The 24,024-nt window shown below is 57.3% G+C and carries 24 protein-coding genes and 1 pseudogene; 19 read left to right on the forward strand and 6 right to left on the reverse strand.

Going from position 1 to position 24,024, the window contains the following annotated elements:
- Positions 1 to 413: 413 nt before the first annotated feature.
- Positions 414 to 1,772 carry a 4Fe-4S binding protein gene (locus HALLA_RS18520; protein ID WP_049954990.1) on the forward strand — a complete coding sequence of 453 codons (1,359 nt, stop codon included), beginning with the start codon at positions 414 to 416 and terminating at the stop codon, positions 1,770 to 1,772.
- Positions 1,773 to 2,305: 533 nt separating this feature from the next.
- On the opposite strand, the gene HALLA_RS21860 is transcribed toward HALLA_RS18520, so the two are convergent.
- Both HALLA_RS21860 and HALLA_RS18530 read right to left on the reverse strand, forming a co-directional pair.
- Positions 2,306 to 2,548: a DUF7344 domain-containing protein gene (locus HALLA_RS21860; protein WP_449272286.1), complete on the reverse strand. Its 243-nt coding sequence runs from the start codon at positions 2,546 to 2,548 to the stop codon at positions 2,306 to 2,308.
- A 151-nt stretch (positions 2,549 to 2,699) separates the two neighbouring features.
- Entirely contained in the window at positions 2,700 to 3,464 is a 765-nt protein-coding gene (locus HALLA_RS18530; protein WP_049954992.1) for a pirin family protein, read from the reverse strand.
- 126 nt (positions 3,465 to 3,590) lie between these two features.
- Here HALLA_RS18530 and HALLA_RS18535 point away from each other — a divergent pair, with 126 nt between their 5' ends.
- The 3 genes and pseudogenes from HALLA_RS18535 (at position 3,591) to HALLA_RS20305 (ending at position 5,978) form a co-directional block, all read left to right on the forward strand.
- Entirely contained in the window at positions 3,591 to 4,136 is a 546-nt protein-coding gene (locus HALLA_RS18535; RefSeq protein ID WP_049954993.1) for a hypothetical protein, read from the forward strand.
- Between the two features lie 104 nt (positions 4,137 to 4,240).
- Positions 4,241 to 5,064: pseudogene (locus HALLA_RS20300) on the forward strand (IS5 family transposase).
- A gap of 140 nt (positions 5,065 to 5,204) precedes the next feature.
- Positions 5,205 to 5,978 carry a GIDE domain-containing protein gene (locus HALLA_RS20305; protein WP_084569138.1) on the forward strand — a complete coding sequence of 258 codons (774 nt, stop codon included), beginning with the start codon at positions 5,205 to 5,207 and terminating at the stop codon, positions 5,976 to 5,978.
- A gap of 315 nt (positions 5,979 to 6,293) precedes the next feature.
- Here HALLA_RS20305 and msrA read toward each other — a convergent pair whose 3' ends face one another.
- Together msrA and HALLA_RS18565 are read right to left on the reverse strand one after the other, a co-directional pair.
- Positions 6,294 to 6,821, reverse strand: a complete 528-nt coding sequence (msrA, locus tag HALLA_RS18560) for a peptide-methionine (S)-S-oxide reductase MsrA (RefSeq protein ID WP_049954997.1) — start codon at positions 6,819 to 6,821, stop codon at positions 6,294 to 6,296.
- Positions 6,822 to 6,901: 80 nt separating this feature from the next.
- Positions 6,902 to 7,564: a 2,5-diamino-6-(ribosylamino)-4(3H)-pyrimidinone 5'-phosphate reductase gene (locus HALLA_RS18565; RefSeq protein ID WP_049954998.1), complete on the reverse strand. Its 663-nt coding sequence runs from the start codon at positions 7,562 to 7,564 to the stop codon at positions 6,902 to 6,904.
- Between the two features lie 96 nt (positions 7,565 to 7,660).
- Between HALLA_RS18565 and HALLA_RS18570 the strand changes: the two genes are divergently transcribed.
- The 4 genes from HALLA_RS18570 to HALLA_RS18585 all read left to right on the forward strand — a co-directional run bounded on the left by HALLA_RS18570 (position 7,661) and on the right by HALLA_RS18585 (position 11,947).
- Positions 7,661 to 7,876, forward strand: a complete 216-nt coding sequence (locus HALLA_RS18570; protein ID WP_049954999.1) for a hypothetical protein — start codon at positions 7,661 to 7,663, stop codon at positions 7,874 to 7,876.
- 244 nt (positions 7,877 to 8,120) lie between these two features.
- Complete coding sequence (locus tag HALLA_RS18575; protein WP_084569139.1) at positions 8,121 to 9,893, forward strand: ABC transporter substrate-binding protein; 1,773 nt, start codon at positions 8,121 to 8,123, stop codon at positions 9,891 to 9,893.
- A gap of 341 nt (positions 9,894 to 10,234) precedes the next feature.
- Positions 10,235 to 10,915, forward strand: a complete 681-nt coding sequence (locus HALLA_RS18580; protein ID WP_394298881.1) for a phosphatase PAP2 family protein — start codon at positions 10,235 to 10,237, stop codon at positions 10,913 to 10,915.
- Between the two features lie 276 nt (positions 10,916 to 11,191).
- Positions 11,192 to 11,947: a helix-turn-helix transcriptional regulator gene (locus tag HALLA_RS18585; protein WP_049955001.1), complete on the forward strand. Its 756-nt coding sequence runs from the start codon at positions 11,192 to 11,194 to the stop codon at positions 11,945 to 11,947.
- An 85-nt stretch (positions 11,948 to 12,032) separates the two neighbouring features.
- Here HALLA_RS18585 and HALLA_RS18590 read toward each other — a convergent pair whose 3' ends face one another.
- Positions 12,033 to 12,365, reverse strand: coding sequence for an ArsR/SmtB family transcription factor (locus HALLA_RS18590; RefSeq protein WP_242406259.1), 333 nt, complete (start codon positions 12,363 to 12,365; stop codon positions 12,033 to 12,035).
- Positions 12,366 to 12,473: 108 nt separating this feature from the next.
- Here HALLA_RS18590 and HALLA_RS18595 point away from each other — a divergent pair, with 108 nt between their 5' ends.
- Both HALLA_RS18595 and HALLA_RS18600 read left to right on the forward strand, forming a co-directional pair.
- Entirely contained in the window at positions 12,474 to 13,226 is a 753-nt protein-coding gene (locus HALLA_RS18595) for an HFX_2341 family transcriptional regulator domain-containing protein (RefSeq protein WP_049955003.1), read from the forward strand.
- 63 nt (positions 13,227 to 13,289) lie between these two features.
- Positions 13,290 to 13,730 carry a hypothetical protein gene (locus HALLA_RS18600; RefSeq protein WP_157231441.1) on the forward strand — a complete coding sequence of 147 codons (441 nt, stop codon included), beginning with the start codon at positions 13,290 to 13,292 and terminating at the stop codon, positions 13,728 to 13,730.
- 462 nt (positions 13,731 to 14,192) lie between these two features.
- Here HALLA_RS18600 and HALLA_RS18605 read toward each other — a convergent pair whose 3' ends face one another.
- Positions 14,193 to 15,257 carry a quinone-dependent dihydroorotate dehydrogenase gene (locus tag HALLA_RS18605; protein WP_049955005.1) on the reverse strand — a complete coding sequence of 355 codons (1,065 nt, stop codon included), beginning with the start codon at positions 15,255 to 15,257 and terminating at the stop codon, positions 14,193 to 14,195.
- Between the two features lie 431 nt (positions 15,258 to 15,688).
- On the opposite strand from HALLA_RS18605, the gene HALLA_RS18610 reads away from it, so the two are divergent.
- From HALLA_RS18610 to HALLA_RS18650, 9 genes are read left to right on the forward strand one after another with little or no spacing between them, the layout of a single operon-like run.
- The gene (locus HALLA_RS18610; protein ID WP_049955006.1) at positions 15,689 to 16,720 is read left to right on the forward strand and encodes a monovalent cation/H+ antiporter subunit E; all 1,032 of its coding nucleotides are present in this window, start codon (positions 15,689 to 15,691) and stop codon (positions 16,718 to 16,720) included.
- A complete protein-coding gene (locus HALLA_RS18615) occupies positions 16,717 to 16,998 on the forward strand; it encodes a cation:proton antiporter (RefSeq protein WP_049955007.1) in 282 nt (93 codons plus the stop codon). Before HALLA_RS18610 ends, HALLA_RS18615 begins: the two co-directional genes overlap by 4 nt.
- 14 nt (positions 16,999 to 17,012) lie before the next feature.
- Positions 17,013 to 17,348, forward strand: coding sequence for a monovalent cation/H(+) antiporter subunit G (gene mnhG, locus HALLA_RS18620; RefSeq protein ID WP_049955112.1), 336 nt, complete (start codon positions 17,013 to 17,015; stop codon positions 17,346 to 17,348).
- A complete protein-coding gene (locus HALLA_RS18625) occupies positions 17,345 to 17,884 on the forward strand; it encodes a DUF4040 domain-containing protein (protein ID WP_049955008.1) in 540 nt (179 codons plus the stop codon). Before mnhG ends, HALLA_RS18625 begins: the two co-directional genes overlap by 4 nt.
- Positions 17,884 to 18,378, forward strand: coding sequence for an MnhB domain-containing protein (locus tag HALLA_RS18630; protein WP_049955009.1), 495 nt, complete (start codon positions 17,884 to 17,886; stop codon positions 18,376 to 18,378). Before HALLA_RS18625 ends, HALLA_RS18630 begins: the two co-directional genes overlap by 1 nt.
- Entirely contained in the window at positions 18,371 to 18,742 is a 372-nt protein-coding gene (locus tag HALLA_RS18635; RefSeq protein ID WP_049955010.1) for a cation:proton antiporter subunit C, read from the forward strand. Before HALLA_RS18630 ends, HALLA_RS18635 begins: the two co-directional genes overlap by 8 nt.
- Entirely contained in the window at positions 18,735 to 20,285 is a 1,551-nt protein-coding gene (locus HALLA_RS18640) for a proton-conducting transporter transmembrane domain-containing protein (RefSeq protein ID WP_049955011.1), read from the forward strand. The genes HALLA_RS18635 and HALLA_RS18640 overlap by 8 nt, the downstream gene beginning before the upstream one ends.
- Positions 20,285 to 22,156, forward strand: coding sequence for a proton-conducting transporter transmembrane domain-containing protein (locus HALLA_RS18645; protein WP_049955012.1), 1,872 nt, complete (start codon positions 20,285 to 20,287; stop codon positions 22,154 to 22,156). The genes HALLA_RS18640 and HALLA_RS18645 overlap by 1 nt, the downstream gene beginning before the upstream one ends.
- Positions 22,153 to 23,982 (forward strand): Na(+)/H(+) antiporter subunit D, encoded by a 1,830-nt coding sequence (locus tag HALLA_RS18650; protein ID WP_049955013.1) that lies wholly within the window; start codon positions 22,153 to 22,155, stop codon positions 23,980 to 23,982. Before HALLA_RS18645 ends, HALLA_RS18650 begins: the two co-directional genes overlap by 4 nt.
- The last annotated feature ends 42 nt before the right edge of the window (positions 23,983 to 24,024 follow it).

Genomic DNA, 24,024 nt, shown 5'->3' on the forward strand with positions numbered 1-24,024 from the left:
TTAGCCAGAAAAATAACGTCCAACCCGGTATGCGACGGCTATTCACTTCCGTTCCGAGCGAATGAACGAATTACGTGCAAATGGCTCCGTTAAAAAGCCTATCTGTCTTACACTTATGTGGACTACTCAGGGTGAAGGGACCATCGAGATTACAGTCAAAAAGCCTTCTTTTATGGGCTAATCTATAAGAAAAACCACATATAAATAAGTTTTCATCGAACACTGACGGTCGAATCTCAAGATCGAAGGACAGAACAGAATGCAGACCCGAGTCGTTCGGACTCTCAGATACCAAAACAGAACGTTCTTATCAGATAGGTGAAACGATACGCGTCTCGATAAAAGGTCCACAATACGTGGATTTCGGCTATTGGACCAGAACGGCCATTGAATGCCAAGAGTAAATCTCCGTAATGCCAACTGAAGAGCAACGATCGAATCAGACCGCTCCCGATCAACAGGACTCGGGTGCAGGGATCACAATTACGAACAACCGAGTGATTCGGTTCTTACTCACGAACAAGAACGTCCAACACGCAGTCAACCTAATCACCGTTGCGATTTTCTTCTACGCGATCTACCGGGCCGCGGTGGGCCCGACGGATTCGGCAACTAACTTCGGGAACGTCGCGTTCTTCGGCTTTTGGTGGGCACCAGTTATGCTTCTCAGCCTCCTCTTTGTCGGTCGAATCTGGTGTTACTTCTGTCCGATGGGGGCGATCGTCCGGTTCACTCAGCGATTCGGGCTGCAACGCCACTTCCCAATGTACACGCGGAAATGGTTCGTACTAGGGATACCGCTGTCCGTTCTGTCGCTGACGGCGCTGTCGTTCGCCATGGCGCGATGGCCGATGTACAAGGTTGGCGTCGCGTACTCGCCTCGTCTCATCCCCGTGTATTGGCTCACAATCCTCGGCGTCGCCGTCGGTGTCAGCCTCGTCTATCAACGGCAGGCGTTCTGCCGGTACGTCTGCCCCGCCACGGGCGTCATGAGCGTTACCTCGAAATTCTCGCCGCTGGAAATCGCACAGAACACCGAGACCGGCGTCCAGTGTGCGACACTCGAATACAAGAGTGACTTCCTCAGCACCGACCGCCGGTGTACCGCCTGCATGAAGTGTACGACGGAACAACCCGACGAAGATGTCGAGCTACGGTTCCGCTGGCCGGGCGCGAAGGTCCTTACCGAGCGCATTCCGCTCGTCGACGAGGCGCTCGTCGCGCTTATCATCTGGGCCGTCTTCCCGATCGATCACGTGCTCGGCGGTCCCGTCGAGGAAACAACGCTCGTTGGAAGTCTTCCCGGTTTCCTCGCCCCGACTGCGGCCTATGCCGTGAGCATTATCGCGACGATTCTGGCATTCACCGCCGTCAATCGGCTGGCGAGCAGTTGGAGCGGTATCGACTGGACGACATCGTTCACGAAGTTCGGTCTCGCGTACGCACCCCTGGGACTCATGTTCACGCTCGGTAGTCACGCTATCGGTGGACTACTGGAGTCGGGTGGACAGACACTGAACGTGTTCGCGCGCGGGCTGGGGATACCGCTTTCCCTCCCAGCAGGGGCGAGCCCCGCGATTGTGTCGGCCTGGAACGATTTTTTTGTCACCGGGTGGCTGTGGCTCGCGGTCCTATGGAGTGCAGTGATCGCGTGGCAAATCGCACGGACAATGACCGACACGAAAAAACTAGCAGTGAAAGCGTTTGCGCCGCACTTTGCACTGATGGTTGGGAGTACGTACGTCGTTGCCACCGTTCTAGCGAGCCACTGATAGCTATCTTGTAATTTCTTCTCGCCATTGTGTACGAAAGGCTCTGTTGAACCCCTCAGAGAGTTGCCGATTCGTCCTGTAAATTCACGAGATGAACACCCTCCCGAAGTCGCGGATTCTCTGTTTCAGTGAGAAGCCATTCATCGATAATTCAGTAGAACAACCTTCTGTGACCAAATACTTGTAAGTGGATTACTATGTGGGGGTCAATGGCACAAGTTGGGGTAATTCTTCGACTTAACATCGTCATCTGGCTCCTATCCATTCTCATAGCGATAGAACTATGGCCAGTTCTACGAACGACGAGAGGCATCGTCGTCATCTTGGTCGTGACGCTGGCCGTCATTCTCTATTGGGCACTTTACAAACTGGAGTAATAATACGCAATCTTCACCGACCAACTGTTCCATTCTGTGTGTCTGAAGAATAGGATTTCAACAGAGCCGTACAAATATAATGGAGCCGATTCGACGGATGCGCTTTCCCTCGTTACCACGTCGACGAAGCTGATCAATCGAGTCGTTCTCGCGCCGTCACCGAACGCTTTGGTCCCCTCCAGGCGATGACAGAAACGGCTCTATCTGGGCGAGTGCTTCGCCAGGAGTTGCTATCTGTTGGGTCGTCTCGTACGCGATGACCCCGTGCTCAGCCAATCTTGGAAGGTGGTTGTGATGGAGTGCAGTTACGGTCCGGGATCGTTGCGCTTCGGAGATGTCCGTCCGTGGGATATCGTGCTCTCGAGTACAGACTTTCGTTGCGAGGGCAGATAGCGCCATTCCCGATCGCGAGACGCGAGCACGGTGAGAAGGGTTCGACGGGTGGAATCGGAGAGGAGTTCGTACACCGCGTCGGTGGCAATCGGATCGGGTGCTCAAGTTGCTGGTTCGTAGCTAGCCATATAGATGGAAGGCGACTCAGAGAGGAGAGTTAGCGGCCGATCGTTCCCTGACGGGTTATCGGGGCGTCCGGATTGAGACAAAACGCGACGATAATCGAGTCCTCGCTCGCCGTAACCGTCACGTCCTCAGTACCGGTTACGAGCGCGCTCTCGGTGTATCCGACCGTCTCGTCGCCGATCTCGAGTGCACCCTCGAAGACGTAACAGTAGGTGTCCCACCCCGGACGGGACGGAAGCGTGACAGCGGCTCCCGCTTCGAGCTGACAGTCGTAGAAGTCGACATCGTTTCGGACTGATAGCGGGGCGTCGCCGTCTTTGGGCCCAAACAAGTGTCGCCACTCGTTGGGGACCGGATCAGGAATCGGCTCGTGCTGGATATCCGGCTCGAGGTCCAAGCTGTGCGGGCGGACGAAGATCTGGAGCATTCGGAGCGGCGGGTCGTCTGCGAGGGTTTTCTCTGCATGCCAGAACCCGCTTCCGGCGTTCATTACCAGCAAGTGGTTGGGATCGGTGACCAGTTTGTTGCCCTGCCGGTCATCGTGACGCATGACGCCCGCCGGCACCCACGAGATGATCTCCTCGTTGCGGTGCTGGTGCATCCGGATGAGCGTGTCCGGATCCATGAACGACTCGACGATGGTCGAAAGCGGGCCGTAGCCGTGATCGTCGTGTCCCGGAACGGCACGGCCGGGGAAATTGAAATGCGTCCGGAATGCGCCCTGCTTTTGTGACACGTCCGTCCGTGGCGCTGTATGAATTCGCGACTGTGGCTGCGCCGAAGCGGAATCGTCCATTAGTCTGTTCTAGTTCCTCGGGCGCTATATGCGTTCTGCGCGTGGGCATCCTTCGTCTGTCACTCTGAACGGCCCCGTTCATCGGTGTAGGTACCTTTTTATCACGACTCCCCCACGTAGACGACAATGGTAGACGACGACTCGTTTGATGTCTCGCCGCGGGATATCGTCATCCTCAAAGCGAGAGTCGATAATCCGACTGCATCGACCCGAAAACTCAGCCAGGTTCTCGAGTCGGAGTACGGAATCACTCTTTCTCACAACCGGATCAACGAGATCCTTCGGACGATGTCCGAAGAGGAGATTTTTCGGGAGACCATCCTGCCGAACCGAGAAATCTTCCGTCACTATCAGTTCCGGATCGCGTTTAACTTCCCCAATTTCGAGGACAACTGGCGGTCGTGCTACGAGGACCTGATGAACGATCCGCATATCCTCGTGTTCTTCACTGCTGACAGCAATTATCACTGGCACTGCATTTCACAGTTCCGAACGAACGATCAGATGGAGCGCTGGGTTCACGAGTTTTTCAAAACTCATGGTGAACTAATCTCCGAATTCCACAACACGATGCTTCACAGCGTCCACAAATTCCAGACCGAAGCCGCAATCTTCGACGACATTCTCGCCGAAACTGAAGAAGGCCGCAAGTACCTCGAGCACGGGGAATAGTGTCGGTAGTGTCTCTTATCTCTTTTTGGCTCTGGTGAATCGCTAGACAGCGACGACTTGATCCGTCACAACTAGGAGGTGAAACGGGAAACGGCGGATACTCTATGTCCAAAATTTCCCGCTTCACTGGGAAAATGGTGACGTTAGCTAAAAGTGCTGTTAGTGGCCAAGGCGAATCCGCCGCCCCGAGCGGTGGCGGTGGATTCGCCGACTACGCCGTCGTTTCGCTCCATTGTCTCCGAATCCACTTGGAGAAATCCTATCACGAAGCGCTCGACCTCTTGAGCGAGATGCCACAAATACTCGGGGAGATCGGCCTTCTCAAGGCCGGTCTCCCAGACCACTCGACGCTAGTGAAAGCGTTTGACAGGATCAAGACGGCAGTCTGGCGAGTGCTGCTGGCCTGTCGGCGCAGCTGCACGAGCCGTCTGGTCATGCGGTGATGGACGCGACGTTTTTCGACCGTGAAAACGCGAGCAAACACTACTACCGACGAACGAATTACCGCGTTCAAACCCTCAAAACAACCGTTCTCGTCGATACAGAGTCACAAGCCGTCCTTGACGTTCACTGTACGACCAAGAAACGACACGACACTCAGGTCGGCTGGTAACTCGCCCACCGCAATGCGGGCGAGTTGCACAGCCTCGTAACCGACAAAGGCTACGACTGGCAGCAATTACGTGAGAAACTGAGAGAAGAAGGTGTGAGACCGCTGATCAAGCACCGTGAGTTTCGTCCCATCGATCACGCGCACAACGCGCGGATCGATGGAACTCTCTACGGTCAAAGCGCGTTATCTGTGACCGTCTTCTCGGTGATCAAGCGCACGCTCGGCGTCGCCGAGCGTGCGCGAAGCTGGTATCGAGAGCTCCGTGAAATCGTTCTGATGTGTGCCGTCTACAACATCAAGCGTGCCGTGAGCTAGGGAAATCAGCCGCCGTATGGGGATTCACCACGGCCAAATTATGTTACAATCCCACAGCAATATCGTTCTACTTAATGCATTTTGTCCTACTAGAAGATGATAACGAAATCTTCATCTATCCGTGAAAACAGCAGGATCTAATGGCCCCAGAGATACTCAGTACACTAATACCGATATCCTTTGGGTTGTTCTTTGTGGGAGTTGGCTGTCACGTCATAAATATTGGTCGCAAGCAATATGCACGGAGTGATCGGATTACAGACACCAATACGACATCTATTAATGGTCTCGAGCCAGGGACGGTTGAGGTTGAAGGGATTGCTCATCCCGCTGAGGATGCAACAGTAAGAAAATCCCCGATAGAAATGAATGATGCATTAGTAACTCGTGTTAAGGTTGAGAAGAATACCGGTGGTGAGGGGACAAACTGGAAAATCATTCACGAAGAAACGATCAGTGAGCCACTGATCGTCGACGATGGGACCGGTGAGATCCGAGTTGAATTCCCCGTTGATGGAGAATTGGTCGTTGAGCAGATGCACACAGAGGTTCACAGTGGACACGAGCCTCCAGAGCGGATTCAGCGATATGTCGAGACCGAACCGAATGTTGATGAAGCCCCAAGACGCCGCTACGGTCCAGTGGGTGTCGGGGAACATCGGCGCTACACGGAAGAAGTAATCGAACCCGGGGAGAACGTCTACGTGCTCGGAACCGCTCGTGAGATACAGGGTAGCGGGAGTGAACAGCAGTATCTAGTCGACGAACCAACGGAAGCCGGGGATTTTATCCTCTCAGATAAATCCAAGGACGAGCTAGTACAACAACTGAAACAGATCGGGATTAAACGGTTAGCTGCCGGGGGATTATTCGTATTCATCGGCACACTGTGCATAAGCTGGCCCTGGCTGTAGGGTAATACCACTATTCAGGGTCAATACTCTGGTGAATCACTAGACGGCGTCCGGATTGGGGTTAAGATTCGGAGGATCGTAGCGAAAATCTTCTTGTGCTCGTTCTCAGCGGTAGCTATCTCCGCAACAACCTCGATTGGCCCTTGTCGAGGGCGGTTACAACGCACGCTCACCAGCCGAACCGACGCCCTATAGCGGTTCACCAGAGCCCTCTTTTTCAATATATTCCGGCGCGCTATGACTGTAATCGGATATTTAAAGCAAAGTATAGAACATCTGCCATATGGTCATCGCATTTTGCGAATTCGGACGATGTCAAGCGTTTTGTTTCGCGAACCGTTCGCGAACCTTCTCCATCTTGGGGGCCGCGTGCATCGAACAATAGGCGTCGTTCGGATTTTTCTCGAAGTAGTTCTGATGTTTTGGTTCCGCCTCGTAGAAGGTATCGAGCAGTTCTATTTCCGTCACGATCGGATCGTCGTAGCCGCCTTCAGCCTCGAGCGCTTCGACGAACGAGTGTGCCTGCTCGAGTTGCTCGTCGTCGTGGGCGTAAATCGCCGAGCGATACTGCGATCCGACGTCTGGGCCTTCGCGGTCGCGAGTCGTCGGATTGTGGATCGTAAAGAACACCTCGAGAAGCTTCTCGTAGCCTACCGTCTCCGGATCGTATTCCAACTGGACGACCTCCGCGTGTCCCGTCGTTCCGGAACAGACCGCTCGATAGGTCGGGTCCTCGGTGTCGCCACCAGCGTAGCCTGAGGTCGCCGACTCGACCCCCTCGAGTTGCTCGAACGCGGCTTCGACACACCAGAAACAACCGCCGCCGAATGTCGCTTTGGCCATACGACTCGTTCGCGTTCGACGAGGAAAGATGTGACGGGTCGATCAGCACACTCCCGATCGATCTCGACGGCTACAGGCGCTCAGTACTGGACCGCCCAGCTCAGCACCACCCCGTCGTCCAGTTCTTCGAGTCCCTCGAGCGAGAGTTCGGGATAGTTCTCGACGAAGCCGTCACCGTCGGTAAGCGTCGGCGCATCACGCCCACCGATGAGTTGCGGGCCGACGAAGACCGTCAATTCGTCGACCAGTCCATCGTCCAGCAGCGAGAAGATGAGTTCGCCGCCGCCTTCGACCATGATCTGCTCGAGGCCGTGTTGTTGGAGGGTCGCGAACGCACGCAACAGGTCGACGCGGTCGTCTCCCGCCGTGACGAGCGTCGCCTGATTGGAGAGATCCATCCGTCGTTCGACTGGGGCGTTCTCGCTGACACAGAGATACGTCTCAGCTTCATCGTCGACGACTCGAGCGTCCGGTGGTGTACGTGCCTTCGAATCGACGACGACGCGAGCAGGGTTCGCCGTTTGGCCGTTCTCGAGACGCTGTTCGCGACGGCCGCTGTCTTTGACGGTGAGACGCGGATCGTCTGCAAGTACCGTTCCGATACCGACGACGACGGCATCGCTCTCGGCGCGGAGGCGGTCGACCCGTTCGAAGTCCTCGTCTCCGCTGATCGTCACCTGCTCGCGGCGTCTCGAGGACAGTTTGCCATCCGCGCTCATCGCGGCGTTGACGACGACGTGCATACCCGTCTTCTAACGCGTCCGGTAAAGAATCCAGTGCACATCCGAACCGAAAAACCGGGGAGGTTTTGATGGGTACCTGCCAAGGAACGAACGAATATGGCACAGGACTCCGATGACGGGCCGTCCGTCCCGATCGTCTGCGACCAGTGTGAGACGACGGCTCGAGTGCCCCTCCCTGAACTCGCGGAGACGCTCGAGGGACACAACGACCGATTACACGATGGCGAGGAACGGGCGGTCGTCGACCCCGCCGTTGCGGATTCGTTAGCCGATCTGATCGCCGACGATCTGGGGCTGTTAGACGGTGCGTGATCGCTCGAGATCAGCCTTCGAACCACGAGCGAACTCGAGGCGTTTCGTCGACTCGATGACCGTTGACGGAGCCACCCCATAAATTTCAAGATGGTCCAGTTGGAAGGGCTATCGTACTGATGGACACCTCCGTATACGGGACTACTTTAATCACCTCTCTTACCGTACGTTGCTAACTATGGCAGGATGTGCTTGCAACTCATTGTATGGAATCTCTACTGTACCACCAACATGAATACGTACTATGTCTGACCTGATTGGTGACCGAATAAGCAGGCGAACGGCGCTGGTGGCGGGTGGTGGCGTTATCGCCGGCACGATTGGTGGGAGTGCATTACACCGGATAACCACAGACAATACCACCAATCAGGTTTCGGTAACGATCCTCTCGCTTCCGGCGGACAACGATCAGCGGAGCAGTGAGATCGCTCGGGAGTTCGAGAAGAACCTCCGGGCGGTCGGGATCAACGCCAGTATCGAACCCCGTTCCGAAGCCGAGTTACTGCGCGCGATTTTGCTCGAGCACGACTTCGATTGTTACGTCACCCGCCGTCGCAGTGACCACGATCCGGACTTCCTCTATGAGATGTTTCATTCGTCGTACGATCCCGAGGCGGGCTGGCAAAATCCGTTCGGATTCACCAACCCCCAGGTGGACGAACTACTCGAACAACAGCGTTCGATGGACGGCGACGAGCGGACGGAGACTGTCAACGAACTACTAAACAAGTTAGCGCAGACACACCCGATCGTTCCGATCTGTGTCTCCGCTGAACGCCGAGTCGTCAGAACGGATCGATTCGACGGGTGGGATGATCACTCCCTCGAAAGTCGGCTCGGATACCTCGGCCTCGAGCCAAACGCTTACGAGTGGTCAGATGGAGAGGACGTGGTGCTAACGGCCATCCTCACCGATACTCGGGCAACCAAGAATCTTAATCCGCTGACGGCAACCCATCACGATAAGGGGACGTTCGTTGATCTCCTCTATGATTCTCTCGCAGTCGAGGACGATGGAGAAATTCGGCCGTGGCTCGCCGAATCGTGGGAGTGGGACGGCGCTGTCGCCACCGTTTACCTCCGAACGGGGTGTCAGTTTCACGACGACCATCCGGTCACTGCCCGGGACGTCGAGTTCACCTACGAGTTCCTCGCGGACACCTCTCTCGGGGAGCAAGACGCGCACTCACCGACGCCGAGATATCGCGGCCTCGTAGACGCCGTCGAGCGAGTCTCCGCCGTCGACGACCACACGGTTCAGATCCGTATCGATGCGCACGCCGACATCGGTGAACGTGCGTTCACGATCCCAATCCTCCCGAGACACGTCTGGGAACCCGAGGTCAGTAACCGACTCGAGAACGGACAGGAACCGACGCAAGGGACCTGGGAGATCGTGACGGCCGATTCGATTCCGAAAATCGGGAGCGGTCCATACGCCTTCGTCAATCAAGAGCCGCGCTCGTCGCTCCAATTCGAGCGCTTCGATCAGCACTTCACGCGCCGTGAGAGCGTCGACCTCCCGGAACCGACTCCCGACGAACTCGTGTTTCTAGTCGGACTCAACAGTGGACTGGTAATGAGCGAACTTCAGGACGGGAACGCGGATATGACGGCGTCACGGATGGCAGTAGGAGAGATCGGCGATACCAGTGATCGCTCTCTCGAACTCATCGAACCAGCGACGCCACGGTTCTACCACGTCGGGTTCAACGTCAGGAACGCACCGTTCAGTAGTCCGAACTTCCGCGAAGTCATCGCGAGCCTGATCGACCGGGAGTCTCTCGTTTCGGAAATTTTCAACGGACAAGCCACCCCGACCGTCACCCCGGTAACTGACGAGTGGACGCCGGAGGACCTCGAGTGGGACGGAGAGGCACCGTACGCACCCTTTTTCCGTAAGAGTGATGAAACAGGGGACGAAGATTCAGGTAATCTCGACGTGGAACAGGTAAAACGCGCCTTCGAACGGTATGGCTTTCAGTACAGCGACGACGGCGAGCGTCTGGTGAGATAGCTGTGCTCGTCGAACTGTTAACACAGTTAGTGGTCGTCGTAGCGCTTTTACTCGCTATTTTCATTCCTCTCTGTATCGGTTGGGGCCGAATCAAGCGGACTCGACAGGAGTGGCAGAGCCGACTGCGTCAGTCGACTCCCGTCGCTGCCATAGTGGTCGTCGTGTTACTCATAAATCGGTTCGCTCGTCCGCGACTTCCAGATCTGTCCTGGGCAATCGACTGGAATCTAACGCCGGTATTCTATGCCATCGAAGGTGAGGCGGTCGTCTGGTTCCAAGCGTTCGCTAGCCCAGCGCTTACGCAGTACTTCTCGTTCATTTATATCTACGGGTACGCTTTCATGCTGATTTTCCCAGTGATCGCGTATTTCGCGCTGTCGGACACATACCCGCTCAGGAAACTGTTGTCAGCGTACGCACTGAACTACGTTATCGGACTCGTCATCTACTTGCTCGTGGTCGCGTACGGGCCTCGAAACCTAATGCCGGAGATGATCGAAACCGCGCTGTACGACTTCAATCCGCAATACCAGTCGCTCACCAGCGAAGTAAACCACAACACTAACGTCTTCCCGTCGTTGCACACGTCTCTTTCCGCGACTATCGCGCTGTTTGCGTACCGAACCAGGCGGTCGTACCCGATCTGGTTCGTCGTCTCAGTCCCACTGGCGGTGAGCGTCGCCATTTCGACGATGTATCTCGGCATCCACTGGGCGATCGATGTCGCCGGGGGGATCGTGTTGGCACTCGTCACTGTGAAAGCGTCCGACCAACTCGTTGGCCGGTGGTCTCTCTCAGAAGACTTCGGAATCGATCTCGAGGCGTACGAGAGCCGACTCAAAAGAACCCTCGGCAGAGATGACCAACTCGACACGAACGACCGTATGTCGGAATCCGTATCGGAGGCCGATGCGCAAACAGATTCGAGACCCGACACGTCTGGGGTCGATCGACCCGCAGAATTGGAGCGGACGACTCAATCCGGTGCTGGCAACGAAAACGGCGAGAACGACAAAATCTAAGACGTAGGCTGAGGGAACAAGAAAAGCCACGGATCACCCGACCCGTGGTCGTTTACTCCTCGGTCCCGGCATTAATGTCACCCGAACACAAGTCTGTTCCAGTTCTGACGCCCGATCGCGAACTATCTCAGTCGACGCCGACATGTCGGGACTGCGACGCTCCTACCGATTCGAACGGTTCGATCAGACACTCCGTTTCAGTTTTAGAACGATGGCCACGGGATATATACGAGTCCCCCGAGAACGCTACGACCAACGTCAGTGGTCGAAGATACAATGGAACGGGTACTCCGGCAGCGTCAGGATTTACTCGAGACGCTGGTCGACAATCCGTCTACCAAGCCAGAAATCGTCGACTGCATGTCGATCTCTCGATCGACCGTCGACCGGGGAATCGCCGATCTCATCGAACGCGGCTGCGTAGAGAAGGTTGAATCCCGGTTTCAACTGACAGATACGGGTCGGCTGGCACTCGAGGCTCGACTCCAGTACGAAGCAACTATCGACCAGATTCAGGCTGTCGACCCCGTTTTGGATGGAGTCGATATCGAATCGATCTCGCTCGAGTTCCTCCGCGGGGCGACTGTCAACGTTGCCGATCCGAGACGGCCATGGAAGGTCCTCGATCAGAGCAGAGAACTCATTACCGATGCAGAGACGTTGTATGGGACTGGTCCGGCAGTTTTTCAGAGATTCTTCGACGATATCTCTCGATCCGTCGAGAATCGCGGCCTCATCTGTGAACTCGTCATAGACGAAACGGTGTTCGATTCGCTCGATTCGGCCCAGGTCGAGGCGTTACGAGAACTCATGAAACGGGGGGAGGGAACGCTACTTTTGACGGATCTGAACGACTCGTTCGCGATATGGATTCTCGAACTTCCAGACAGTGAATATGCGGGAATAACCGTTTACAGTTCGACTGGCTTCGAAGGCGTGATTTACAACGCCGCTCCGAACGCGGTATCGTGGGCCCGGACCCAGTACCAAAAGCGGAAAGCGTCAGCGGAACTCCTCTGGGACTTTCACTAGTTCGCTTTCCAATCGAGGCGCCACCGAACGGCGTGTGATTCGCCCGTTGCCCGATCCCCAGCGGGAGTGTGAGTCAACGATCACTTCACGACGAATCGGGCGAGGTTTCTTCCAGGCAGTGAACCTCGGTGTCGAACCCGTCGTCGGTAATCGCGATCGTTATCCGGTCGACGACGGGGTAGTACAGTTTGCAGTGATTGCCATCACACTGCAGTTTCACCCGAGAGCCGATGAGACCTGCATCCTCGAGGCTGTTGAGCCGTCGATAGATCGTCACCCTCGACCCGTCACAGCACTCGCGTAGTTGGGCTGCTGTCGACGGTCCCCGTTTGAGCGCCTCGAGGATTTCCATGGCGTATTCGTCGCTACACAGCGAGAGGGTGGCTTCGATTTCGATATCCGGTTCCTGTGTTTCCATCGTCTGCATGACAGCTTATCGTACTGCGGGGGATATGTTCAATTCTATCCTATTACTATCGATACAAACGATACAATTATAGTATTACTACTTTCAATACTATCTATAATGACATCCGATACCGAACTCAGGTCGATCGTCGAAGTGCATATCGCCCCGCTCGGATACGAATTCGACCGAATCAAAGACCCCGTTCTCGAGTACAATGCCGATATATTGTACTTGCTCCGCGACAGACATCAAGAGCGCCTGGATTATCACAGAGAACTCGAGCAGACGCTCACAGACCACGGCGTCGCCGTGCACTTTCGGGAGATCGACCTCGGCGACATGTACGACGTTCTTGGCGAGATCACGACCATCGCGGCCAGTTACGACGACGACATCGTTCGAGTCAACGTCTCGAGCGGACCGAAGCTGGCCGCCATCGGCGCAGCGCTGGCGTGTATGGCTGCGGATGCGAGCGGCTATCACGTCCATCCCGAATCACGGTCGCATCCGATCGACGAAACGCCGCGAACGCAGGGAATGCGTCTGGCCGAACAGCTTCCCTCTTACCCCATCGAAACGCCGACTGAAGATCAGGTGCGGGTACTGAACTACATCGACGAAACTGATGACCCGGCATACACGCCCAAAAAGAGCGATCTGATCACCTTCGCCGAAGAAGCCGAACTCGACTTCATGACGAAATCGACGCCCGCGAACGACAAAGCGAAATTCGCACTCCTGAACAATCGCATCATCACGCCGCTGGTCGAGAACGGCTACGTGCAGGTCGAGTCAGTCGGCCGGTCAAAGCAAGTTTCCCTGACCGAAACCGGCACGAACGCGTTGCGAGCGTTTCGACACAAATTGTAGGTGGCGGGTTTCGAGGCGGATTCACGAGAAAACTTCATTGCGTTTGCATTATATAGTACTCGTATGAGCCAGTCCCTCCACCGTTCGAAGTCGGTCGCAGTATCGGGAGTTGTCGGGCTCGCCCTCTGTATCTGTACGTTTGCCGTCCACATTTATCTGGCCGGTTTCGAGTACGACGCCGGACTCGCTTATGGGAACCTGAAACTCGGGTGGCTACTCGCGGGGTCCGTCCTTCTCGGAGCGATTCCAGCCCTCGCGTGGGTGCAATACCAACTCCGTACGCCGGTTCTCGTCGCCCTCGGAGGCTATCTGTTCCTCCTCGTCACTTCGTGGCCGAATATGATCGACTCCGCTCGTTCCGCCAGCGCAAGCGCCACCATAACGATGTTCGAACTGGTGCTCACTCTCTGGGTTCTTCCACTAGCTATCGCTCTCTTTTTCGGATTTGTCGAAAACTTGCTCCGGCCCACTATTGGGAGATTCATTTCTGTTAACAATGGCTAGTCTCCCTTTGATACGTGATGAACCACCTGTAGAGGCTAGAAGTGATTGTCAATGCTGTAAACTTGAATAACTACAAACGAGGGATAACGTGAACTGCTCACTTGCCCCTATATCTTTATCTTTCGATAAAAAGTGATGTACTATGAACCAGATTCAAAGCACAAACAACGGACGGTTGTTACTAACACTGGGAGGGTTCGCTCTCGTTATCCAATTGGTCGTGTTTCAAAATAGTCTTGGCATAGTGGCGGATCCTGGAATGTCTGGATTGGCTGAAAACGTTTTGAGTGGGGGACTCTTGTTCGTAGCGGTAGTTTGCTTCGCTGGCGGACTGTATCTTTCCCAACGTGATTCATAGTCTCCTCCACTTTGTCATCCCAATCTAACTTCTCTAATGGCTGTTGTTCTACCCTTCTCCTTGTCTTTATCTGAGAGTGGACTCTCCCGCTGCAAACAGGTCCGTCACTCGAGATCCGCACCGATGGCGTCCTCGACCGATCGAAAACCGTCGCGCGTGAGCAGTTGGACGAGGCCCCGATTGATCTCTCTGGCAGTCGACGGTCCGTTGTAGACGAATCCGGTGTATAGCTGGACCAACGAGGCTCCCGCTCTGATTTTCTCGTAGGCGCTCTCTGCTGAGTCCACGCCGCCGACGCCGATGATCGGCACGTCGGTATGACCGGCGATCGTTCGGATGACTTCCGTCGAGCGATCCTCGAGCGGGGCACCGCTCAACCCGCCCCACTCCGCTTTGTTCGGCGACTCGAGTCCGTCTCTGGCGGTCGTCGTATTCGTTGCGATGATGCCGTCGAGGTCGAACTCCTCGAGGATGTCGACGAGTTCGAGTATCGAGTCGGTCGGGGAGTCGGGACCGATTTTGACGAGGATCGGCACGTCGCGGTCGTTTTCGGCTTCGATCGTCTCGAAAATCGTCCGGAGATGCGCTGGCGAGGACTCGTCGAACTCCTCGGGCGTGTTCGGACAGGAGACGTTGACGACGACGTAGTCGGCGAACGGGGACAGACGGTCGAAGACGCGCCGGTAATCTTCGATCGCCTCCTGCTGACTCGAGGTGTTCATCTTGCCGATGTTGATCCCGAGCGGAACCGACGGGAGGCCGTCGCGCTGGAGTTGCTCTTTGACGTGGTCCATTCCGTAGCCGTTGAACCCCATTCGGTTGACCATCGCCTCGTCCTCGCGAAGACGGAACAGGCGCGGGCGTCGATTACCCTGCTGGAAATACGGCGTCACGGTACCGATCTCGACGAATCCAAAGCCCAGCGCCGAAAGTGCGTGCGTTACCTCGGCGTTCTTGTCGAATCCTGCGGCGACACCGACCGGATTCGGAAATTTCGTGCCGAACCGTTCGATTTCGAGAGCCGGGTTTTCGTACCGGTATGCGGCGGCCAGCCCGGCTTTCGTCGGTCGGGTCGACTGTGCCGCCCGGAGCAGTCCTTTCCCGAGTTCGTGGGCCGTTTCGGCCGGGAGTTTGAACGCCAGCGGCCGAATCCTCGAGTAGATGCTCATGCGTATCGGTGCGACCGCAGGACAAGTAAAGCTCTCGAAGATACTCGTTCACTAGATTACTGCTCGTGCATTCGTCGTACCAGAACGGGTAGAAAGCTCCTCGAGCGAACCGAGCGCCTGTTCGTGATCTCTCTGAGTCGTGCTTACTAATTGCAGTTACCGGTACACATCGGAGCCGTTTACGCCGTCCTGTTTCCGAACGACGTTTTTCGATCCCGTTTTGTGCCTATTTCTCATCGATTGCCCGTCGAATACCAGCCTTTGAATAAACCGCCATTTCGATGCGGATCGTTGAGTCTGACCTTGTCGTTCCACCACGCCGTCTTTGGATCCGTTGCATAACGAAATAGTTTTCCTACCGGTTACGCTTGGGTCGAGTAACAACAGTAACGCCATGACAACTGAACGACGGTATTCTGGAGGCACGTCTCGTGGCGACTAACCAGATACTCGTCCCGCTATCGGACACCGTCACAGTCCGGCAGACGGTCGGGTACGCCGTCCAATCCGCCCTCGAGGACAGCGACGAACTCGTTTGTCATCTGGTGGTCGCACTCCCTCAGGATGGGACCGACCCGACGGGCGAATCGAGTATCGAGGAGGCCGAACAGCTCCTCGAGCGTGCAACTAGCTGGGTTCACGAAGACGCCGGGAGTGCCACCGTCTCGGTCGAAACTAGTATCCTCGGATCGACTGAGTACCTGTTCGGGCCGCGGCAGTTTGCCGAGGCGTTCGTGGCGTACGCGGACGAACATGGTCTCGATTGCATTGTTCTCGATCCGGAGTACCGACCCGGCGTGACCGCACCGATGCTCCAGCCCCTCGAGCGTGAACTCTCGAACGTCGGGCTCGAGTACGACGAAGCGCCGGTCGATCGACCCGCCCAACACGCGCGCCTCGTCGTTCAGGAGAGCTTTGATCGGATGTTCGCGCTCTTTTGGATCTCGTACGCCTTCTATCTCGTTCTCGGCGACCCGACCTACTGGTTCGATCTCGTCACGGGTGCGGCAGTCGCCGGAATCGTTGCAGTTTCCCTCTCGAGTATCACGTTTACCGTCGCGCCCGATCGGATACAGTCGCCGCTTCGAACGGTCCGATTCGTGCTTTACGTGCCGTATCTCGCCTACGAGATCGTCAAAGCGAATCTGGCGATTTCGGTCGTCATCTTGCGACCGTCGATGCCGATCGAACCGACGGTCACGCGCCTCGAGGCTCGGGTTGGGGGCGGACTCCCGCTGCTCGCGCTTGCGAACAGTATCACGCTCACACCCGGGACACTCACGGTACGAGCGAACGATCAACGGTTGATCGTCCACACGCTCATTCCGAGTGCTCGCGAGGACCTCTTCGGCGGGAGTCTCGAGCGCGCAGTCCGGTTCGTCTTCTACGGGCGAGATTCCGCGTCGATTCCGACTCCCGAAGAACGCGGCGACGCCGAAATAGTCGGCGGTGATGAGCTGTGAGTGGCGAGTTCGTGGGTACGATCTTCCTCACGAGCGCGGCGCTTTTCGTCGTTCTCGCGATCGCGATCTTCTACCGCGCAATCGTTGGTCCGACGACGCAGGATCGATTGCTGGCTGTGAACGTCCTCGGGACGAACACGGTGGTTATTCTCGCTCTTCTCGCGGTCGGACTCGACCAGCAGTGGTTCCTCGATATCGCACTGATATACGCTCTGCTCAACTTCCTGATGGCGATTGCCATCTCGAAGTTCACTGTCGAACGGGGTGGTGTCCTGTGAGCACGATCCCAGCGTTGCTCGAGAACCTGCGGCTAGTGGTCATTGTCGTCCTGTTAGCTCTTGGCGTATTCTTTACGTTCGTTTCGACAGTGGGGGTACTTCGATTGCCGGATCTGTTCGCACGGGCTCACACGGCTTCCCAAGCCGACACGCTGGGAGCCGGATTGAGCCTCGCCGCTGTTGCGCTGGCGTTGGGCTGGCAAGATTCGACGGCGTACACAGTCTTGCTGTTGTTTTTCGTGTTCATCACGAATCCGACTGCGGCACATGCGATCGCCCGATCTGCCGCCGAAACGGGTGTGACGCCGTGGGAGTCGTCCGAGGAGTCGAACGACGGTGATGAGCAATGAGTGTCATTGCCTATACGCTGGCCGCCTTCATCCTCGCAACCGCCGTCGCAACGGCGTTGTTCCGGGATGTCCTCTCTACGATCATCGTCTTCGGTGCGTACAGCCTCGGCATGGCGATTTTGTACACGGTCCTGTTCGCGCCCGATGTTGCGATGACCGAGGCGGCAATCGGCGCCGGTGTGACGACGATCTTACTGCTATTGACGATCACGCGAACGTCGCGGCCGCCGACCGATCAACTGTTCGAACGACTCAACGTCCCCGCTGTGTTCGTGGTTGGCGCATTCGTCCTCGTCTTGCTGGTCACGGTCTTGCCCGAAATGTATCCGGTCGGGTACGAGGAGGCCCCCGCGTGGGCTAACGACGCCGTTTCACAGTACTATATCGAGAACGCCTACAAGGATACCGGCGCTGAAAACACCGTTACGGCCGTACTCGCCGCGTATCGTGGATTCGATACGTTCGGTGAGGCGGTCGTCGTCTTCTCGGCCGGTATTGCCGTCTTGATGGTCCTCAAACGCGAGGTGTTCGTCTGATGGCGGAGCGTCCCAACGATACTTACACGGAGAGTCAGGTCATCTTAACGTCGGTCAAAATCATCGCTCCCTTTACGCTTACGTACGGGATGTTCATGGCGTTACACGGCGCAGATAGCCCCGGCGGCGGATTTCAGGGCGGTGCGATCATCGGCGTGACGATCCTGATGATTGCGTTCGCATTCGGCATCGAACCGACCAGACAGTGGCTCAGTAATTCGGCCATCGTCGGGTTGGTCACCGGTGGCGTTGCGATTTTCGTCGGAATCGGCCTCACGACGATGTTGCTTGGGGGGGACTTCCTCGAGTACGTTCGCTTCGAGAGCGCACTCGGCGTTCCCGATGGCGGAAAGTGGTCGATGGAAGCCATCGAAATCGGCGGAATCACCCTGATCGTCGGCGGCGTGGTGATCACGCTGTTCTTTGCGATGGCAGCGGGATTTACACCGCAACGAAAGACTGAGAACTCACAGGAGGTGACTGACGATGATTGAGATACTCGCTTCACGCTATGCGTACGCTCTCATGTTCGTATTGCTCGGTATCGGGCTCTACATGATGATCGCAAACGAAAACCTCGTCAACAAACTGATCGGCGTCAACCTCTTTCAGTCGTCGATCTTCCTCTTTTTCGTCTCGATGGCGTACGTCGACGGCGGGTCATCGCCGATCGTTCCCGCCCATCCGACGGAAGGAGATCTTCTCGTTGCGAGTCCGCTTCCGCAGGTGATCGTCCTCACGGCGATTGTGGTCGGAATCGCACTCACCGCGGTCGGACTCGCGTTGATCATCCGAATCTATTCGGAGTACGGTACGCTCCGGGAAGACACTCTCCAGGAGGTGCGCTCCGATGAGTAACGTCGATCTCATACCGGTGTTGCTCATCGCGGTTCCGATCATGGCGGCGATCGCGCCGATCGCGCTCGGCCTTCGATACCAACGAACCGGATGGTCGATCGCCGCGGTTACGACGACTGGCCTCTTCGCCGCGAGCGTATATCTCGCGTCGGTCGTTTACGGGGACAATTCCTCCGTCACCCACCAACTCGGGGATTTTCCTCCCCAGTACGGGATCGAACTCGTCGCCGATCCGCTCTCGATGCTCATCGTGCTCTTGGTCACGACGATCGCAGCGGCCGTACTGGCTCTCACTCGCCTCGGCGGTCCCCGTGGCAACGTCTTCTATAGCGGCTATCTTCTCTTGACGGGTGGCTTGCTCGGCCTCGCACTCACCGGCGACGTATTCAACATGTTCGTCTTCCTCGAGATCGTCGGGCTCGGCACGTACGCGTTGATTTCGAGCGGCGACGGTCCCGAATCGGCTGTCGCGGCGCTGAAGTACCTGATTCTCGGGACGACCGGCGCATCGATGTACCTGATCGGCGTCGCCTTCCTGTTTATGGCCACGGGGACGTTGAACATGGTCGAGTTGGCCGACCTCCTCCAGGGCAGCGGGTTGGATCAACAACAGTTGAGTCTGGTTCGAACCGCCTTCGCGTTCATATTCGTCGGCTTTTCGATCAAGGTCGCTCAGTGGCCGTTACACACCTGGCAACCCGATGCCTACCAGCACGCTCCCGATGGAGTGACGCCGCTTATTGCGGCACTCGTTTCGACAGTCTCTGCGTACGCGCTCGGGCGAATTCTGTTCGACGTATTCGGACCCGAATTCCTGATCCAGACGCCCTACGTCAAAGAAATACTCGTCACAGTCGGCTCGATCAGTGTTATCGCGGGAAGTACACTCGCTGTGATCCAACAGGACGTAAAGCGGATGCTCGCATACTCGTCTGTCTCGCAATTCGGTCTCGTCATCGCCGCCTACGGGGTCGTGACCGAGACGGCGTTTACGGGGGCAATCATCCACCTGGTCGGCCACGGCGTGATGAAGGCAGGCCTGTTTGCTGCTGCGGCCGTTGTTTCGCTGGGCTACGGTGCACGAACGGTCAACGAGTACGCCGGGCTGGCGAAGAATAGACCGGTCTCGGCTGCCGGGATGGCCGTGTTACTCGTCGCGCTCGTCGGCATTCCGCCGTCCGCCGGTTTCGTCGGGAAGTGGTACATCGCCCTCGGCGCGGTCGAGGCACAGGCCTGGCCGGTAGCGGCGGTCATTTTCCTCAGCACGATGTTCACGCTCGCCTACGCCGCTCGACTGCTCGAGAAGATGTACTTTACTCCCGCAGCCGATTCGGGACCGCATCGATCGGACGGGAACCCGGCCGCGTCCCAGATGGCGACAGATGGCGGGAACGACGGCCGGGCGAGCGCCACGCCCGACGCGGTCTCGATCGGGATGATCGTCTTCGTCGTTGGACTTGCAGGTATCGCCGTCGGCTTCGGCTTTGCCGGCGGTGCGTTGTTCGAACTGCTCGAACCGTTCGCTGAAGAGGTGTTTAACTGATGGCTGATCCGATTACGTCCATCCGTCCGCTCGCGGCCGTTCTGGTCTCGGCGATCGCGGTGGTGTTGATTATCGCGTCGTATCGGTACCCGAACGTTCGCGAGGGCTGGTCCGTCGTGGCTGCACTCGCGAAATTCGGAATTGTCCTGAGCATGCTCCCCGGGGTCCTCTCGGGTGACACGTACGAGTGGAGCCTCGCAGACGCAACCGGTGTGGAGTTCATCGACGGAATCGACTTCGCGCTCGAGGCGGACCCGCTCGGGATGCTGTTTGCGCTGCTCGCGAGTTTCCTGTGGATATTCACGTCGTTCTACGCGACCGGCTACATGCGTGGGCTCGACGAACACTCCCAGACGAGGTTTTTCGCGGCGTTCGCGGCGAGTCTCTCGGCCGCGGTCGGAATCGCCTTCTCGGCGAATCTGGTGACGATCTTCGTCTTCTACGAACTGCTCTCGCTGGTCACCTACCCGCTGGTCGCTCACAACGGCGATGCAGAGGCTCGAATCGCGGGGCGGAAGTACCTCGCTTACACCTTCTTCGGTGGCGGCGTCTGCCTCTTGGCCGGGACCGTGATGATCTACTGGCTCACGAGCGGCGTCGGCGATCCGACCGTCGCGTTCCAGTCGGGCGGCATGGACGCCGTCGCCAGCGCAGCGAGTGACGACAGCGCCAAGGTGTACGCACAGGCGGCGTTTTTCCTCTTGATCGCCGGCTTCGGTGTCAAAGCAGCGATAATGCCGCTTCACTCATGGCTCGCGGATGCGATGGTCGCGCCGACGCCCGTCTCAGGATTGCTCCACGCGGTCGCGGTCGTCAAGTCCGGCGCATTCGGTATCGCGCGCGTGATCCTCGAGGTCTACGGCGTCGAGACGATTCGTGATCTGCCGCTCTCGGTGCCGGGTGTGGGCGAGGTCGGATTGAACATTCCTGTCGCGATACTGGCGACGTTCACGTTGCTCGCAGCGAGCATCATCGCGCTTCGGAAAGATCACCTCAAACGACGGCTCGCGTATTCGACGACGGCACAGCTGTCGTACATCGTTCTCGGGCTCTCGATGCTTCATCCGTTCGCGATCCTGGGTGCGCTCTTTCACATCCCCGCCCACGCGTTCGGAAAACTCACGCTGTTTTTCTGCGCGGGGTCGGTCCACGTCGAGACCCACACCGACTACATCAGTGAGATGGCTGGTATCGGAAAACGCATGCCGTTGACGATGACCGCCTTCGCCGTCGGCTCGGCAGGAATGGCCGGAATTCCGTTGGCTGCCGGTTTCGTCAGCAAATTCTACATGCTCATCGGAGCGATGAACGCGAGCTACTGGCCGTTTGCGCTCGCGCTCATCATTTCCGGGGTTCTCAATATCGTTTACCTCTGGCCCGTCGTTTACACCGCCTTTTTCGAGAGCGAGGACCGACACGACGCAAAGCCCTTGCTTGAGTTCCCGCCGGGCGGAAAACGAGACGCAGTGGTCGGGACCGACGCAGAACACGACGTCGCCACGGACGGGGGCGACCGTGAGAACGACGATGACACCGACGACGGCTTCGCAGTCGATCAGTATCCGAGCGATGCTGACGTCCCGTTCGGTCCATCGACGGGCGGTGACTCTGATGGAACTCGAGACAGTCCCGATGGCGTCGATCACTCTCCGGCCCCGCACGATGACGACCACGGCCACCACCACGGCGGAGCCCCGCCGGGTGGCTGGGAACGCCGCTCTCCTTTCGACGAGAGCACGTGGCTCATGCTCCTCCCGATAGCGGTCATCGCGACCGGCGGGATCGTGCTCGGGGTCGTCCCTGACCTCGCGATCTTTCTCGAGCTCGCCAGTGAAATCGTTGATGTGGTAACGGGTGTGTCCGTCCCATGATCGAAGCTGAACTGCTCACCTACGCGTACCCGCCGTTTATCGTCCTCGCAGCAGCTCTGCTCATGTTGGTACTGCCGCGGACGCTCGGCTACGCGGTCGGGACCCTGAGTCTTATCGCCGTAACGGCGATTGCGTTTTTCGTCCCCGAAGGTGCCCACCTCACGACCGAGTTCCTCGGATTTGCGGAAATCCAGCCGTTCTTCGTCGACGACTTCAGTCGACTCGTGGGACTCGGCCTCGGATTCCTCGGTACGTTCGCCGTGGTCTACGCCTACTCGAGTGAAGCCTCTCGAGTGATGGGTGCGTTCGCACTGGCCTACGTCGCTTCGGCTATCGGAACGGCGTTTACCGGCGACTGGCTCGTGCTGGTGTTCATGTGGGAACTGATGGCCGTGACGAGCACGCTGTTGGTCTGGAATTACGGCGGCGACGCCGTCCGCTCGGGATATCGGTACGCCATCGCACACGGTATCGCGGGCAATCTCGTCCTGTTCGCAGTCGCCGCTCACTATGCTACGGTCGGTGAATTCGTTTACGGAGCGGGCGCTGACGGTATCGCGACCGGTATTCCCGCGATACTCGCGACGCTCGGTATCGGTATCAACGTCGCCTTTATTGGTTTCCACACGTGGCTACCGGATACGTATCCGAAGCCACACTTCGCCGCGTCGGTGTTCCTCTCGGTGTTCACGACGAAGACCAGCGCATTGATCTTCTATCGTGCGTTCCCCGAGACAAACCTCTATCTGGCATACATGGGCGGATTGATGGCCGTTTACGGGGCCACCTTTGCGTTGCTTCAGCACGATATGCGTGCGCTCCTGTCCTATCACATTCAGGCCCAGCTCGGCTACATGGTCGCCGGAATCGGGATCGGATCCGCGCTCGGCGTCGCCGGCGCAATGGGTCACTTGTTCAACAATATACTCTACAAGAGTCTCCTGTTCATGGCGGTGGGAGTCGTAATCTACCGGACCGGCGAGAACGACCTCTACAAACTCGGTGGACTCTGGAAGGAAATGCCGATTACCGCCATTGGGTATCTCTTGGGTGCGCTCTCGATTACCGCCGTCCCCGGATTCAGCGGCTTCGTTAGCAAAGGAATGGTACTCGATGCTGCGTCCGGCTACTTCGGCGGTCCTGAGTATCAGGCGCTGTACTGGTTGCTTTTCATCGGCGCGGTCGGCACCTTCCTCTCGTTCATCAAACTCGGCTACTACGTCTTCCTCCACGGTCCAAGTGATCGCGAGGTCAAAGACGCCAAGACGGGCCAAACTGTCGCAATGCTCTCGGTCGGTGGGGCCTGTCTGGCACTTGGGCTCCCCGAACTCGGTTGGCCGATCTTCACTGATCTCCTCCCGTTCGTCGACGGCACGTCAGTTATCGTCGGTGAGACGACGGAGGCGCTCCATCCATACAGCCCGAGCCACCTCGAGGACGCCGCGATTCTCTTTGCAATCTCGGCGGTCGGCTTCGTTCTGATTCGCAAACCGCTCTCGAAACTCGACCTCGGCGATCCGGCGATGATAGTATTCCCGCTTGGCTACTACGTCGGACGTGGGTCGATGGTAGCCGTCACGGAAACGTATCGGGCGGTCGACTCGCTCGCAGTCGGTTTCGTTCGCCGCGTCTACTGGATCGGCAACAACCCCGTGTTGGCCGTCGATGCGTTTTGTCATCGCTTGCCCGACTGGGTCGTAGAACTCGAGGAACGACAGCCGGCCGACGGCGGTCGTCCGTCGACGATTCACTTGCGAGCGGATATCGGGATTACCATCCTGGTACTGACGATACTCCTGACGATTCTGGTTCTCTTACTCGTGTAGATCACTGCAGTAACAGGGCTTCTTTCGGATTGAACGGAATCG

The organism is Halostagnicola larsenii XH-48 (assembly GCF_000517625.1).
GTDB classification, from domain to species: domain Archaea; phylum Halobacteriota; class Halobacteria; order Halobacteriales; family Natrialbaceae; genus Halostagnicola; species Halostagnicola larsenii.